This is a genomic window from Bacillus sp. B-jedd (genome assembly GCF_000821085.1).
Taxonomy (GTDB): domain Bacteria; phylum Bacillota; class Bacilli; order Bacillales; family Cytobacillaceae; genus Bacillus_D.
In genome coordinates, this window is record NZ_CCXR01000001.1 from 2,479,942 (window position 1) to 2,494,391 (window position 14,450).

Consider the following 14,450-nt stretch of genomic DNA (forward strand, 5'->3'; position numbering starts at 1 on the left):
ATATCCTTATTTACCACCTATTTAATCGGAATTTTCAGTGTTTCGCCAACTTTAATTTCATTTTCTTTTATTCCGTTTGCCTTGCGTATTATTTCGATTCCATCCTGTGATTTATAATAATTCATAGCAATTCTGAATAATGTTTCTCCCGGCTTTACAGTATGATAGAGCATTTTTTCACTGTTTGAGCTGGATTCACTCTTACTGCTTTGGGGTTTGGCCCCGATAGTTGAAGATGATGGCGTACCTGTTGAAGCAGATTCTTCGGCCGTCTTATCCTGCTGCACTCCATCCTTCCCATCCGATTCGCTGATCTCTTCATCGGCCGGCAAAGCAGGCTGCTTAACATGCTCTTCTGGAACATCTTCCTCCTTCTGCCCACTGTCTTCATCTATCCCTTGTTCATTCTTTGTTTCTTCAGCATGTTCAGTATCCCGTGAACTTTCAGGGTTTTCCCCTCTTCCGCCATCAAGGACAACATTATCATAACCTCCACTTGCGGCTCCATTTGCGTTAATCGGTTTTGTTTTGGATTCGCCCCAATACGAGATGATAGAAAACACGGTAAGAGGCAGCAGGATAAAAAACAGCACAAGCAGTCGGATAACAGGATATTTTAGCTTTACAGCCGTTTTCTTTTTCGCATGGCGATGGACTCTGGCCCTCGGAGGCAATTCTGATGTCCTTGCTGCCGCGGGTTTTACTCTATCAATCCGCTGGCGGTGCTTCTCTATCTGCTCCCGATAGGATTCTTCTTTATTCATTCTCCAAGCCACCTTTTACATTTTTTAACTTCAAGATGATGCCTAAGGCAAAATCTATGACAAAGTGCATGACAACCGTTACAGCAAGGTTACCTGTCCAGCTGTATATTGCTCCGATACAAAAACTGAGAACGACAATATTTAAAAACAAGAACCAATTAAACAGATAGCGGTAATGAATCACCGCAAAAATGATACTTGCAATAATAAGGCCAGTTTTTTCCTGAATAATTCCCCTGAAGAGGATTTCCTCACTTATAGCAACAACCATTGCGATTAAGGCAATATGCGGGATGCTTCTGCCAGAAAATATTTTATCATTCAATCCGCCATCATCGAAATAGGAAAACGGGAGCATTCGCATCATCACCATATCCAGTGCGACAACAGCCAAGCCTGCCGGTAACCCGATTGTATATACCGCGCTGTCAGACCAATCAAATAAATTAAGAAAATTATTTTCGCCTGGCAAAAGCAAGCTTAAGATAATAGAAATTCCAATAAGAGCCAATTGGGTAGCGTATAAATGGAAAAGCAATTCCTTATCAGTTAATTGACTTATTAATTCCTTGTGCCTATTCTTCATATACTTCACCTGTCAAAAGCTCCGTCAGCCTTTCCTTCCATTCTATGGGTTTTTTGGCTTCCGGTAACCCCGTCTGGCCCCCTTCATAAAACTCTAAATCAAGGCCGCAAAAATCACAGCAATAAGGCCTCTGTCCGGGGAGAACACTTTCTTCGAAATAATCCAACAAATAATTCCGAAGACAGCCGTCAGTATCCACCCATTTTTTCATCTGATAAATATTTTCTATTTTAGCGGTTGTTCTTGCCGATACATATTTTTTCGCTTTTACAGCAGTCTCACTCAAAGGAATTCCAGCTTCTTCTTCCAGGAAGGCTGTCATCCATCGGCTTTGAGTTTCTGTAAACCCGATCAATGAAAAGATCCCTTCAACCGCTTCTCCATTCATTTTGTTCTCCAGGTTCTGCCACTCTGCCTGTAAAAAGAAGGCTTCCAATTGCTTAACTGAAGGTAATTCTCCCTCAGCCAGGAAAGATTGAAGCTGTTCATCTCCTTCCGTATAGAGCAATATAGCGATGGAGGGCTGTCCATCTCTGCCTGCCCTGCCAGCCTCCTGCAAGTATGACTCAATTTGCATGGGCATATGATAATGGATTACAAATCGGACATCTTCCTTGTTTACTCCCATGCCAAATGCACTTGTTGCACAAATCATATCAAGTTGTCCATTTAAAAATTGCTCTTGGATTAAAATTCTCTGCTCTTGATCAAGGCCTCCATGATATGCCATCGTCCGTGCCAAGCCATTCCCTCTTAATAAGCCTGCCACTTCCTCTGCGGATTTCTTGCTGGAAAAATATATAATCCCAGGCCTTTTCAATGTTTTTGCCAGTACAATCGTTCTTTGTTTCTTCTCATTCTCGTCCTTGCACTTCTCGATATGGAAAGCAATGTTCGGGCGGTCTACACTGGCCACAATCCTTGCTGCATTGCCAATACGCAATTTCCTGATAATATCTTCCCTTACATCAGGAGTTGCTGTCGCCGTCAGAGCAAGGGTAAGGGGGGCGCCAATCATCTCCCGAAAAGCGCCGAGTCTTAAGTAATCCGGCCTGAAATCGTACCCCCATTGGGAAATGCAATGTGCTTCATCAATTGCCAGCAAGGAGATATTCAGCTTTTTAATCTTTTCAATCACAAAATCGACACCAAGCATTTCTGGCGATAGAAAGATAAACTTATAGATTTGCAGGTTGGCAAGGACCCGCCTTTTTTCAAGGGGAGATAAAAAGGAGTTCAATGCCACTACCCTTTTCTCCCCCCTTTTCAAAATCTGTTCAACTTGGTCCTGCATTAAGGACAGCAAGGGAGAAATGATCAGAACGCACCCCTCCATCAAGTAACCTGTCAATTGGAAACATACAGACTTCCCTGTCCCGGTCGGAAGCATGGCAAGAGTGTTTCGGCCATCTAAAACGGACTGGATTGTTTCCTTTTGGCCGGTCCTGAAAGAGGTATGGCCAAAATATTGATAAAGCATTTTTTCAAGCATTAGCGTTCACCAAACTTTGCAAGAATAAGTCGGATTTTAAAGTAGGTTATGCCCCCCGCCTTTTCTTTCAGGACGCGGAGCTGTCTAGTGGCAAGACCGGAAGATAGCTCAATAATTCTTTCAATTTCATCTGCCGTGACGAAGGGCTCAATGGGGAAACCAGGAATATTCAAGGTGATTTCAACAATATGGTCCTCTACGGTGCTGGACTTCAACCCTCTAACAGCCGCAATCGATTCTATACTTAATCCCTCTTTTAAGAATTTATAAGTTTGCTTCGCAGACTGAGTCAGCGGTAGCTCTTCACCGGCATCACCGGCTAACAGGGTTAATAAAGGGTAGTTTTCCGGTTTCTCGGCAAGCATTTTACATAAATAATGGAGAACTCCCAAAAATTCAAGATGGCAATAAAATTCATCCATTTCGAGCTCACGTGCTGCCTGGGAGGTTGTCAAGCCCGCTGCCCTATACCCGGATAGCCTGAGGACGAGTATGTCAGGCCTTATTCCCCTTCCTTCCTCCAAAACATATTTAAGTTCTTTTAGCAGTTTTGCCGGCAATAGCCCGCGGTCCTGTGGATTCATATTTTTGAACAAGGATTTTATCCATTGCTGGGCATCCCGCCCTTTTTGGATGGGAATATAGTTTGAATCATTTCTGGAAATATATGAACACACCTGCACAAGAAGTGAAAGCCTTTCCCATAATCGCCTGCCAAGCTGGTTGTATTTTAGCCCATCTAGATGAGGGGGCAGAGGGGACTGTTTAAGCAATGAGCTAAGGTAACGATTCCCATCATTAGTAAGCGAATAGCGCTGGCTATCCATCTCACTGATCAGATTCTGGTGAAGCAATTTGCTTACAACCCGCTCAAGATCTTTTCTTTCCAGTGCGCCAAAACTATGAAATAACGCTGATAATGAATAAAGATGGGCATCCTGGATTGTTTGAGCTGACCTCTTCCCTTTAAATAAATGGAATATGGAATATATCGTCCGCTCTCCTTTTAATCGGGCGAGACAATAAAGTACCATCGTCTCAAAATACTGTAAAGGGGACTTTTCGGTAACTTTTTGCATAAAAATCACCCATCCGTAATCTAATAGCTTTATTTTAACATGAAAGCATGTCGGATAATGGCTGAAATTCATGATTATTATCGAAACTCTAATGCGATGATAAGCATTATCAGTGCAATATCTATTGAAAAGTTTCCATTTCTTTTTTACAATAGATATGCAGTAGGCGTTTTCAAATTTTCAATTGATAAAATATCGTTTAAACCAACGGGAGGGTTTTTCATGGCAAAGTATACGATTGTAGACAAAGAAACTTGCATTGCCTGTGGCGCATGTGGCGCTGCAGCACCAGACATTTATGATTATGACGATGAAGGCATTGCTTTTGTAACGCTTGACGACAACGAGGGCATCGTTGAAATCCCTGATGTACTGATTGATGATATGATGGATGCTTTTGAAGGCTGTCCGACTGATTCCATTAAAGTAGCCGACGAACCATTCGATGGAAATCCTACAAAGTTTGAATAATTTCCTAATGTACATAAATCCCCGGCATGCCGCCGGGGATTTTATTTGTATTCATTCAAGCCGGCACAGGAGTTGGGAGTTCTCAAATAAAAAGCAAAAAGCAGCGGACAAAGCCGCTGCTAGTTTTTCTTTTATACTTATACAGATGCCTGGTGGCGGTTGATCCAATATCCCATTCGAATGTAAAGCGGTACGAACAGAATAGATACAACAACCCCCTTCAGTATATTAAATGGCAGGATTGCCGTAACAACAAGCCTGCGTGCCTCCGAATCAGCCATAGCGGGAGCGTTTAAAAACAGAGTATATGCCGGAAGAATTATATAATAGTTTAATACACTCATAAAAACTGCCATCGTAATCGTCCCCGCGATAAGAGCAATAGATAAACCCTTTTTTGTTTTAATCCTTTTGTAAACATAATAGGTTGGCAGAATAAAAAGAATGCCTGCGATAAAGTTGGCGATATGGCCAACAGGAACCCCAGTTTGGCTGCCGGTCATAAAATAATCCAGCAGATTTTTAAATAGCTCTACCAAAATTCCAGCCAGCGGCCCAAAGGCCAGTGCTGCAACCAATGCCGGGATGTCGCTAAAATCAATTAGCAAAAAGTTTGGAAAAACAGGCAGTGGAAAGTTTAACAGCATCAGGATATACGAAATACTGCTTAACATCCCAATCACCACCATAGTTTTTAAATTTAATTTCCTCATACTTCCTCTCTCCTTTTGTGTCCATCACCAAAGAAGAAAAGTTCAGCAAAAGCGGCCATGGCAAATAAAATCCCCCAAGCCCGGCAGCTTGAGGGAGAATTCACAAAGGCATGCTTAATAAACGTCCAAAAAGTACAAATTTGAACGCTGCAGAACCTCCATCTTCTCCCATCCAGACTATACTGTCGGCTTTGGAATCGCACCAAATCCTGCCAAATTGCGGCTCGCGGGCTTAAAGCAAAAGCTTATTACCGCCGGTCGGGAATTTCACCCAGCCCCGAAGATAGACAATATTTTATTATCAATATTATTATACTGAAAAATAAACACTTTGGAAAGAAGTTTCACTCAGGAGAAATGTGATGATTTAGTGAAAACAACTCCTCCCTGCCAGCTTTGTGAAATTTAGAAATCTTTTTTACTCCAGTCTGTCAGGTGAAATCACTCCGGTATGGGCTGTTTCAATGCCCTGCTGTCCTATGATAAGCTTTTGTCCAGGAAAGATTGAGCTTCCGCTTAAAGAATTTCTGTGTTTAAGATCCTTTACAGTCACGTTATACTTCTTTGATATCTCCCAAAGTGTATCCCCTTTTATCACATTATGTATCAGGCCGACTTTTGCCGCATCTGGTAATTCCATTCCTGTTTCCATAACTTTATCTGTTATATTGTTTTTCCTCAAATCATGAAATGCAATCTGTCCATCGGCTCCAACACTCCCCAGTAAGGCAGAAGGATTGAATGCATTTTTCTTATCTACTGTCCATTCCGCGCTATGTAGTTCAAAATGAAGATGAACTCCGGTAGAATGGCCAGTATTGCCCATTGTTCCAATCTGTTCACCTTTCATAACTAGTTTGCCTTCCTTGGAAAGCCTTTTATCCAGATGGGCGTAAACTGATACATACCCATTCGGATGGGAGATTAAAATGACGTTCCCATATGTCGATGAGAAATACGATTTTATTATTTCCCCTTCATTTGCCGCCCTGACAATAGATCCTTGGTGACCGGCAATGTCTATACCCTTATGCCGGCCTCCCCTTGTTCCATAAGTATCCGATATGACTCCTTCTGCCGGCCATACCCATTCCGCGTCAGGCTTTAAAGGCTCGGCATTCACCTGCCTTCCCCCTAAAAACAGCAATGAAATGCAAACCCCCATAATACCCGCAATCAAAAACCTGAATAAATAATCCTTCACTTTTATCCTCCTCAATTACAAACGTCCTCATTACACTATGCATTTCCGGTCAAATGGAGAACCCCGAATTGCATATTTGTTATATTTTGGAGTCGAAGCAAGTCTTATTCGTGTTATCAGGATATTGCCACAAAAAAAAACCTGCCGGAAGGCAGGCATCGTGCACATTTCTATTTCGCTATTTCTTTTTTATTCGGGCCATTCGGGACATTAATTTCGTTTTTAAGATCAAATGGCCCAAGCTTATCGATTAAAGCATTTTCAAGCTTTACAGCTTTAAAACCAAATTCCTTGGCCGTCAAAAGAATTGCCTCAAAGGAATAAAGTGTTGGAATATCATTTTTAAGTTCAGCATCAGCTGCCAGGGAAAGGTGAAGGACACCGCCTTTTTCTTCAATCTTTCCAAGAGCAAAGGAAGGCTCCAGGGACGGAAGAAGATTTTCATCCTCAATTCCGTTTTTCATGGCTGCCAGGGCATCCTCAATCTTATCGAATTGTTTCGTTGAAGGTACCATATAAGGAACTTCGTTTCCCTTTTGGAAAACAAGCATATACGCTCTGTGTTCCAATTTAATTACTGGTTCTTCCGTTAACTCACCGGTGTTGCCAAGCATGATACCAGGCTCCCCGGCTGTTTTAAATTTGATTTTATTCACGTTACTGTTGGAACTGACATTCTGTTTTATTGAATTAAGGAAATTAGTCTCACCAGCACTTCCCTCGCCAAAGTGGTGGTCTGCCGGGACATTGACAACGAGAGTATCGTTTCCTTCAAGAGATAGCTTTGCTGTACTTGGAAATCCCGCTAACAGCTCAGGATCTGACTCCTGCAAAGCAGCAATTGCGGATTGAAGAAGATCAAGCCAGTTTTCGCCTTTCTCCTTCGGAACTGCCGTGTGAAAGGAATCATGTAATTCACATTTTGTTCAGGCAGCCAAATCGTAACAGGTTCGCCATCGCCAACTTCCTCGGCATAAAGAGAAGTAGCTGCATTTTCAATGGCGGCGTCATCATCTTCATCATACAAGGCAACTTTCAACTGCGACTCTTTATCTTTTTCTGCGTTGTCACTCTTATTTTTGTCAGGCGCATCGGCTGATTGGCTAGCCGTGCCGGATGAACGGGCATTTTGCGCTTGGTCAAAAGCAATTTCTTTTTCAGGTTTAGATTCAAAGATTCCTGATGATACAAGCATCATGACGAGAGCAACAGCTGCCGCAGCAGCAAATGCCGGTGCGACCCAAGTTCTCTTCCGCTTTTTCTTTAACCTAAGCGAAACATTTTGATAAATTTCCCTTGGGTTCCGGTCATCCCTAACCTTAGGGAGAACCTTTATATAATCTTCAACCTCTTTATCGCTCAACCCTCGCCTTTTCATCCATAAATCCCTCCGTTTCAAAAAGCAGCTCCATATGAGCCTTTAAAACTTTAATGCCTCGGTGCTGTGTTGTTTTAACCTTGCTCTCAGTCCAACCCAGCACCTTTGCTGTTTCAGTAATAGATAATTCGTGAAGGTATCTCATAATTATGACCGCCCGCTGGTCAACCGTACAAGCATCAAGGCTTTTAAACATTCTCCGGATCTCTTCCTTTTGAATGGCTATTTCATCCGGCAGAGGCTGATCATCCCGCACTTGTGCAGTATTCCAGTCGAATTTTTCCAAAAGCTTCTGTTTCCACCCTTTTTGTTTACGGAAATGGTCGATGGCCACGTTCCTGGCAATTGAAAACAGCCAGGTCTTTTCACTGCTCTTTCCTTCAAAACGCGAATAAGACCTTAATACTCTGATATATACCTCCTGCACCAAATCTTCTGCCTGTTCCTTACTCCGAACCATGTAAAATAGGAACTGATAGACATCCTGGTGATAGTTTTCGTAAAGTTCAGTAAAAACGGAGTCCATACCCTTTTCCTCCCCGTTCAATATTTTAGACGCAAGCATCCCATAAAAGTTACACTATTAAATATAGTCCGTTTTGTTACAAAAAGAAAGGAAAATATTACAAGTTTATTTCATTTTTATTTTAAGGGTTGACAATATTTTTTGGTTCCAAATAAAAAACCGCTCTCATATACGAGGGCGGGAAAATGTTTCTCATGTAACAAGATTTTTAGTCACATTTCTTGGCTGGTTACTCATCTTTGAGGAATAAAGAAGGAAAATGTCGTTCCCTGTCCTTCTTTGCTCTGAACAGATATATGTCCTTTATGGGCTTCAATTATATTCTTTGCAATCGCAAGGCCAAGGCCTGTTCCAGCTCTTCCCCTTGTGCGGGCTTTATCGGCTTTATAAAACCTTTCAAAGATAAACGGTAAATCTTCTTCCGGTATCCCAGACCCGGAATCCGCAACCCGGACTTCCAGACCTTTTTCGTCGCCATAAGCAAATACTTTAACTGTTCCGTCTTGTGGTGTATGCCGCATGGCGTTATCGATCAAATTGGTCAGGACCTGTTCAATCCGGTCTGCATCCATCGAGATAGCGAACTCAGGGATGTTTGTTTCTGCGGAAAGGAAAATATCATTATCTTTAGCCAATCCCTGGAACTTCCTGATGATCCTGCTGATGTATGGGGCAATCGTTACTCTATCCACATTCAGTTGAATATGCCCAGCTTCCAGACGCGATAAATCAAGCAGTTCATTGACAAGGCGTCCCATCCTGAGCGATTCATCATAGATGACTTTAGCCATTTCCTTTTTTTCTTCATCGGTTCCGGCAATATCATCCACAATTGCTTCACTGTAGCCCTGAAGCATGGAAATCGGCGTCCGTAATTCATGGGAAACATTCGCAATGAAGTCCTTGCGCAATTTATCAAGCTTGCGTTCTTCGGTCATATCCCTTACGACCGCCACCGCGCCGCGAATGAATTTTGAACTGTACAATGGGGAAACAAGGATGACCCAGTGCCTTCCCAGCATGGACAGTTCTCCTATCTGTTCTTTTTCAGTATCAACGGCATCTTGAAATAACTCCATTACTTTGGAGGGAATCTCTTCTGTACTCGGTGAATCTTTCCCTTTATCATAATACCAATACTGCAAAAATCGATCAGCCGGAGGGTTTGTGATCAAGATGGTCCCATCCCTGTTAAAGGTAATGACGCCATCCGCCATGGAACTCAGAATGCTAGCCAGCTGTTCTTTTTCCTGATTCAGAGCGTTCATGTTAAACTTCAGTTGTCTTCCCATCTGGTTGAATGCGGTTGCGAGCTCACCAATTTCATCCCGGGTTAGAATGGGTACTTTTGTGTCAAACTTCCCTCTTGCCACTTCAAAAGCTGCTTCCCTCATTTTCCTTAAAGGAGCTGTAATTCTCGTTGATAAAAAGAAAGCGAAAATAGTCGTCAGAACTATAGCCACTCCCGCAACTAGAAGAATGAACTTTGTCGCGGAGCGTGTTGTTTTTTGGACAACTTCGATCGATTGATAAATAAAGACAGCTCCGTTATCATTTTCAGCAATTTTTAATGGGACACCAATTATCGAATAATTGATTCCCTCTTGTCCTGTCTTCGGAGAGAGATTCGACACTTTTTCGACTCTCTCTCCCTTTTTCAATACTTTAGAAAGGTCAGGATCATTATATATATCAGTCAGTTTTAGAGTACTTTTATCTTTCGAATTCGGAGAATAGTATACCTCTTCAGGATTTTTAATAATGACGGCTCTTGTGGAATTATCTAGAATTTCAAACGAGATTTCTATCCCGAGAGAAGCGTCCTCATCCCTATGCTTTTCAAGTACATAAGCAATTTTCTCCGCAGTGTGTGTTAAATCATCCCTTGTTTCCTTCATGCTGTAATTCTCGAAAAATTCCAGAAGCATGACGGTAAGTATGAACAGCACGAAAGAAACAAGCAAAAGAATGGTAAACCAAAGTTTACCTACTACACTTCTAAGCAGGATCATTCATTCACAACCTCAAACTTGTAACCAACTCCCCAGACAGTCACAATCATACGGGCAGCCTGTTCGGATACTTTATTCAATTTTTCACGCAGGCGTTTAACGTGGGTGTCCACCGTTCTCAAATCACCGAAAAATTCGTAATGCCAAACCTCTTTCAAAAGCTGCTCCCTATCAAACACTTTATCAGGGGATTTTGCAAGGAAATAAAGCAGTTCATACTCTTTCGGAGTCAGGCTGACTTCCTTGCCATCCGCTGTGACACGATGAGCGTCGTTGTCAATTGTCAAATGAGGGAAAACGATCACATCTTTGGTCGTAGTATCCGTTTGCAGATAGCTTGTTTGGGAAGACCTGCGGAGAAGGGCTTTTACCCTTAGAACTACTTCCCTAGGGCTGAAAGGCTTGACAATATAATCATCTGTCCCAACTTCAAATCCTTGGACACGATTAACTTCTTCTCCTTTGGCTGTAAGCATGATAACAGGGGTGGCTTTCTTTTCCCTCAACTCCCTGCAAACCTCAATGCCGTCCTTGCCTGGCATCATTAAATCAAGCAAAATGACATCATAGTCATTGTCAATCGCCTTGGAAAGCGCTTCGTTTCCATCCTCAGCCTCGTCAATCAAGAAATCTTCTCTCTCCAAATACATTTTTAAAAGCCTGCGAATGCGCTCCTCATCATCAACTACAAGAATTTTAACGTCTTTTTCCATTACAATTCCCCCCATGCAAATAGTTTATAAAAACAATGATTGTTCCACTAACTTTGTAAGCCGCGGCATTTGCATGCGGGGCTCTTGTATGCCGGATGTTTTACAGGCAGGCCGTCAGGTATTCCTTATGACCCGGCGTATGAATGGAGTCCGGCAATCACGAGATTTACAGCAACCAAGTTAAACATAATGATAACAAATCCTATTACCGCAAGCCATGCTGATTTTTCCCCATGCCACCCTTTTGACAAGCGCAAATGAAGAAAAGCAGCATAGAAAAGCCAAGTTATCAAGGCCCAGACTTCCTTTGGATCCCAGCCCCAGAATCTTGTCCAAGCAATTTGCGCCCAAATCATAGCGAATATCAGGCCGCCAAGAGTGAATACCGGGAAGCCTATCAGAACGGATCTGTAACTAATTTCATCGACCAAGTCCAGGTTGATCTTGCGGACAAGTGGCTGGAGTGAAGCTGATACCCGTTTGCGCGTCACAAGACGGATCAGCCCGTACAGCAAACTTCCGCCAACCAATGACCAAATGACTGTGTTCAGTTTTTTCGCGTTTATAATAGCTGGCATTTCAACCAACGGATTGAATTTGCCTTCTGTAACCAGTTCACCATCATGGGGCCCTGTTATAGCCGGCAAATGATATTCAGCCACTGCGCTTTTCCCGGCTTTGTCCACCCAGTTAAATTTCGCCTCATATCCTGCGGCTGAAAATCCTACAGAGACGGCAATAAATCCAAGGACACACACCATCGAAAACATGACTGTCTCAAGCCAAAATGTCCGTTTAGTCGATTTTGATTGATCAATTACCCTCAGGAGATAGATGATTCCGGCAGCGAAACTTACCGCAAGTATCGCTTCTCCCAATGCTACAGTGGTCACGTGGATATAGAGCCAGTCACTTTTTAAAGCCGGAATTAATGGGCTTATGTCACGAGGGAACATACTCGCGTATGCGATGACCAACAATGCTACTGGCATGGTAAATAATCCGAGCAATGGGGTTTTATAAATAAAATATATTAAAATGAAAGCGCCGACAAGAGCCATGCCGAAAAAAGTGGTAAATTCGAACAAATTGCTGACTGGAGCATGGCCGGCTACAATCCACCGGGTGATAAAAAAACCAAGTTGCGCCAGGAAGCCAGCAATTGATGTTGAGATTGCCAGCAGTCGCCATTTACTGCCTTTTTCTGTTTTTATAGAACCGCCAAATAGCAGCGTAGCAATCAAATATAATATGAAAGCAATATAAAGCAAATTACTGCTGAGTTCTGCCAAGGTCTGCCTCTCCTTCCGTTTTTTCGTCCTGAAGCTGGTCCTCAGGAGGTGAAATTCTCGTATTCTCAAAAATATGGTTTATTTCCCGTTTTAGGCCATGCCAATTTTTGTTTGTGTGCGCAGCAACCCAAACGTCGCCATTTCTTGCCTGCACCCAGATCCTTCGATGATTCCAATAGGCTCCCTGGATGACGCCAATCATGAAAATGAGACCGCCAAGCCCAATTAGCCAAAGCGTTCTGTCCTTTCTGACCGTCAAAGCGGAGACATTCCTTGTCTCTGCTGCCTTAAACTCCATTTTGTACTTATTTTTCCCTTCAGGTTCGATTGTTTGCCGGATGGCGGCAAAGCTTACCTCACCCTCCGGTTTGTCCGGAGTGGTCATTTTAAAGACAAAAGCGGGGTTATTCGGAATTCTCGATTTCGTCACAGGTTCGCCATTTTCACCGAATTCAAAATCCGGGAAATACCCTAGTATCTGGACTTTGTAGCCGTCTCCTAGATTGTATTCTTTTTCAGGCTCATATAAATTCACCTTTAAATCCCCAAATGACTCCCCGGTTTGTTTATCTGTCAGGGCAAATGACATGCTGCTCAGTTCATCAAGCTTGAAATCAACCTGGTATAAGGCGAATCCCTCAAACTTTAATGGTTCATTTACTTTAATCTTAAAATCTTTTATTCTTTCGAGTTTCGGTTTTTCACCAGGAAGCGAATCAGCTGACTTTTTATACAAAACGACATTCGACTGGTAGTTTTTCGCTACATTTCCTGCCTTTTCAAGGGCTTGACGGAAGACTTCCTCGTCTTTGTCTTTGTCATATAACTCCAGGATAAACTGCTTGTTCTCGAGATAATATTGTCTGTCTGTCCCTGGTATTTCCTTTGTTTCCCCTTCCCGGACCCATAAGACCTTGTCAATATACATCCCCGGGACAAAGCGGAGCATGCCGCCTATTAAAAAGATGATTAATCCGATATGGTTCACATACGGACCCCATCTGGAAAACCTCCCCTTTTCGGCAAGTAGGTTCCCCTGTTCTTCGCGGACGTGATATTTTTTTGCAACAAGTTTCTTCTTTACTTCATCAATCACTTCTGTCTGATCGGCTCCTTCGGTAATCCCGAAAACCCGTTGTTTCTTTAGGAAACCGTCATTTCTGACCACTCGTTGGGCCTTTAGTGCCCTGTATAATGGAATGACCCGGTCAAGACTGCAGATTACGAGAGAAATTCCTATCATAGCAATGAGGATCAAATACCACCAGGAGCTGTACAAATTATGGAAGCCAAGCACATAATAGAGCTTGCCAAACCATCCGTATTGTTCCTCATAATATTCCCCCGCCGAAGCGACAGGAGGTATGTACATTTCCTGCGGCAAAATCGTCCCGATTGCCGAAGCAACTAGCGTGATGACAATCAGCCAAATCCCGACTTTTACTGATGAAAAGAAGTTCCATATTTTATCGATGACTGTTTTGTTGTATGTCTGCGAGCGCCGTGAACTGCCTTCATAGCGCATATCATGAAGCTTTTCCGAAGCCGCTGTTTCGTCAAGAGCCTTGCCGCAAGCTTCACAAAGAACTGTTCCATGTGGATTTACATGCCCGCACTCACATTTTACATCCTTCATTTTAAAAACTCCCTAATATCTTTTAAGGTTCTATACTTTCCATAAACGCTTTCACAGCCTGTTCCGTCAACTGGCCTGTATGATACCTGACTATCCTTCCTTCCTTGTCCACAAGGAATGTCGCCGGCAGATTCCCCACTCCATAAGCGTTCATCACCTGGCTGTCCTTGTCCAGGACAATCGGAAAACTAAGTCCATACCTGTCTGAAAAAGTCTGGACAGCGACATTGGATTCGCTGATATTCACAGCCAAAACCTGGACGCCCCTGTCTTTGAATTGCTTGTACTGGTTATTGATATAGGGCATCTCCTTTTCACACGGTTTGCACCATGTTCCCCAGAAGTTAAGAAAGACCCCTTGTCCCCTGTAATCGGAAAGCTTATGCTCATTTCCTTCTAAATCCGTCAGCACAAAATCAGGCGCCAGTTCACCGGTTCCTGCCCTCGAGCGCTCTTCCTTCGTCAAACTAGCATACAGCGTATAGCCGACAGCCGCAGCCAGAAGCAATAATATGACAGTCCTAATTGCCAACCGCCTTTTCTTCATCTTCAATCCCCCAAATTCAAGGCATGTTCTGCTAAAT

15 protein-coding genes and 1 riboswitch are annotated in these 14,450 nt (G+C 42.9%); of the genes, 1 reads left to right on the plus strand and 14 read right to left on the minus strand.

The window, feature by feature from the left end:
* Positions 1–17 precede the first annotated feature (17 nt).
* Genes BN1002_RS12240 through BN1002_RS12255 form a run of 4 tightly spaced genes read right to left on the minus strand, consistent with a single transcriptional unit; the run spans position 18 to position 3,921 of the window.
* On the minus strand, positions 18–764 hold the full coding sequence (locus BN1002_RS12240) for a LysM peptidoglycan-binding domain-containing protein (RefSeq protein WP_048825292.1): 747 nt from the start codon (positions 762–764) through the stop codon (positions 18–20).
* The gene (locus tag BN1002_RS12245; RefSeq protein WP_048825293.1) at positions 757–1,350 is read right to left on the minus strand and encodes a CPBP family intramembrane glutamic endopeptidase; all 594 of its coding nucleotides are present in this window, start codon (positions 1,348–1,350) and stop codon (positions 757–759) included. The genes BN1002_RS12240 and BN1002_RS12245 overlap by 8 nt, the downstream gene beginning before the upstream one ends.
* On the minus strand, positions 1,340–2,842 hold the full coding sequence (locus BN1002_RS12250; protein ID WP_048825294.1) for a RecQ family ATP-dependent DNA helicase: 1,503 nt from the start codon (positions 2,840–2,842) through the stop codon (positions 1,340–1,342). The genes BN1002_RS12245 and BN1002_RS12250 overlap by 11 nt, the downstream gene beginning before the upstream one ends.
* Positions 2,842–3,921 carry a YpbB family protein gene (locus tag BN1002_RS12255; protein WP_048827921.1) on the minus strand — a complete coding sequence of 360 codons (1,080 nt, stop codon included), beginning with the start codon at positions 3,919–3,921 and terminating at the stop codon, positions 2,842–2,844. The genes BN1002_RS12250 and BN1002_RS12255 overlap by 1 nt, the downstream gene beginning before the upstream one ends.
* Positions 3,922–4,143: 222 nt before the next feature.
* Here BN1002_RS12255 and BN1002_RS12260 point away from each other — a divergent pair, with 222 nt between their 5' ends.
* The gene (locus BN1002_RS12260) at positions 4,144–4,392 is read left to right on the plus strand and encodes a ferredoxin (protein WP_042355233.1); all 249 of its coding nucleotides are present in this window, start codon (positions 4,144–4,146) and stop codon (positions 4,390–4,392) included.
* A 137-nt stretch (positions 4,393–4,529) separates the two neighbouring features.
* Here the strand turns inward: BN1002_RS12260 and BN1002_RS12265 are convergent, their stop codons facing one another.
* From BN1002_RS12265 to resA, 10 genes are all read right to left on the minus strand, one after another.
* A complete protein-coding gene (locus tag BN1002_RS12265; RefSeq protein ID WP_048825295.1) occupies positions 4,530–5,105 on the minus strand; it encodes an ECF transporter S component in 576 nt (191 codons plus the stop codon).
* Between the two features lie 156 nt (positions 5,106–5,261).
* Positions 5,262–5,394: riboswitch (FMN riboswitch) on the minus strand.
* 129 nt (positions 5,395–5,523) lie between these two features.
* Positions 5,524–6,309, minus strand: coding sequence for a peptidoglycan DD-metalloendopeptidase family protein (locus BN1002_RS12270; RefSeq protein ID WP_082036222.1), 786 nt, complete (start codon positions 6,307–6,309; stop codon positions 5,524–5,526).
* Positions 6,310–6,479: 170 nt separating this feature from the next.
* Complete coding sequence (locus BN1002_RS12275; protein WP_048825296.1) at positions 6,480–7,142, minus strand: GerMN domain-containing protein; 663 nt, start codon at positions 7,140–7,142, stop codon at positions 6,480–6,482.
* Complete coding sequence (locus BN1002_RS12280) at positions 7,115–7,687, minus strand: hypothetical protein (RefSeq protein ID WP_048825297.1); 573 nt, start codon at positions 7,685–7,687, stop codon at positions 7,115–7,117. Before BN1002_RS12280 ends, BN1002_RS12275 begins: the two co-directional genes overlap by 28 nt.
* Positions 7,662–8,252: an RNA polymerase sigma factor SigX gene (gene sigX / locus BN1002_RS12285; protein WP_082036223.1), complete on the minus strand. Its 591-nt coding sequence runs from the start codon at positions 8,250–8,252 to the stop codon at positions 7,662–7,664. The genes BN1002_RS12280 and sigX overlap by 26 nt, the downstream gene beginning before the upstream one ends.
* Positions 8,253–8,446: 194 nt before the next feature.
* Entirely contained in the window at positions 8,447–10,225 is a 1,779-nt protein-coding gene (locus BN1002_RS12290) for an ATP-binding protein (protein ID WP_048825299.1), read from the minus strand.
* Entirely contained in the window at positions 10,222–10,938 is a 717-nt protein-coding gene (locus BN1002_RS12295; RefSeq protein WP_048825300.1) for a response regulator transcription factor, read from the minus strand. The genes BN1002_RS12290 and BN1002_RS12295 overlap by 4 nt, the downstream gene beginning before the upstream one ends.
* Before the next feature lie 125 nt (positions 10,939–11,063).
* Positions 11,064–12,230: a c-type cytochrome biogenesis protein CcsB gene (ccsB, locus tag BN1002_RS12300; protein ID WP_048825301.1), complete on the minus strand. Its 1,167-nt coding sequence runs from the start codon at positions 12,228–12,230 to the stop codon at positions 11,064–11,066.
* A complete protein-coding gene (gene resB / locus BN1002_RS12305) occupies positions 12,211–13,866 on the minus strand; it encodes a cytochrome c biogenesis protein ResB (RefSeq protein ID WP_048825302.1) in 1,656 nt (551 codons plus the stop codon). The genes ccsB and resB overlap by 20 nt, the downstream gene beginning before the upstream one ends.
* 22 nt (positions 13,867–13,888) lie before the next feature.
* The gene (gene resA / locus BN1002_RS12310) at positions 13,889–14,413 is read right to left on the minus strand and encodes a thiol-disulfide oxidoreductase ResA (RefSeq protein ID WP_048825303.1); all 525 of its coding nucleotides are present in this window, start codon (positions 14,411–14,413) and stop codon (positions 13,889–13,891) included.
* Positions 14,414–14,450 lie beyond the last annotated feature (37 nt).

Coding starts and splice junctions, on each gene's coding strand:
- BN1002_RS12240 (WP_048825292.1), bottom strand. CDS start 764: ATGAATAAAGAAGAATCCTATCGGGAGCAGATAGAGAAGCACCGCCAG.
- BN1002_RS12245 (WP_048825293.1), bottom strand. CDS start 1,350: ATGAAGAATAGGCACAAGGAATTAATAAGTCAATTAACTGATAAGGAA.
- BN1002_RS12250 (WP_048825294.1), bottom strand. CDS start 2,842: ATGCTTGAAAAAATGCTTTATCAATATTTTGGCCATACCTCTTTCAGG.
- BN1002_RS12255 (WP_048827921.1), bottom strand. CDS start 3,921: ATGCAAAAAGTTACCGAAAAGTCCCCTTTACAGTATTTTGAGACGATG.
- BN1002_RS12260 (WP_042355233.1), top strand. CDS start 4,144: ATGGCAAAGTATACGATTGTAGACAAAGAAACTTGCATTGCCTGTGGC.
- BN1002_RS12265 (WP_048825295.1), bottom strand. CDS start 5,105: ATGAGGAAATTAAATTTAAAAACTATGGTGGTGATTGGGATGTTAAGC.
- BN1002_RS12280 (WP_048825297.1), bottom strand. CDS start 7,687: ATGAAAAGGCGAGGGTTGAGCGATAAAGAGGTTGAAGATTATATAAAG.
- sigX (WP_082036223.1), bottom strand. CDS start 8,252: ATGCTTGCGTCTAAAATATTGAACGGGGAGGAAAAGGGTATGGACTCC.
- BN1002_RS12290 (WP_048825299.1), bottom strand. CDS start 10,225: ATGATCCTGCTTAGAAGTGTAGTAGGTAAACTTTGGTTTACCATTCTT.
- BN1002_RS12295 (WP_048825300.1), bottom strand. CDS start 10,938: ATGGAAAAAGACGTTAAAATTCTTGTAGTTGATGATGAGGAGCGCATT.
- resB (WP_048825302.1), bottom strand. CDS start 13,866: ATGAAGGATGTAAAATGTGAGTGCGGGCATGTAAATCCACATGGAACA.
- resA (WP_048825303.1), bottom strand. CDS start 14,413: ATGAAGAAAAGGCGGTTGGCAATTAGGACTGTCATATTATTGCTTCTG.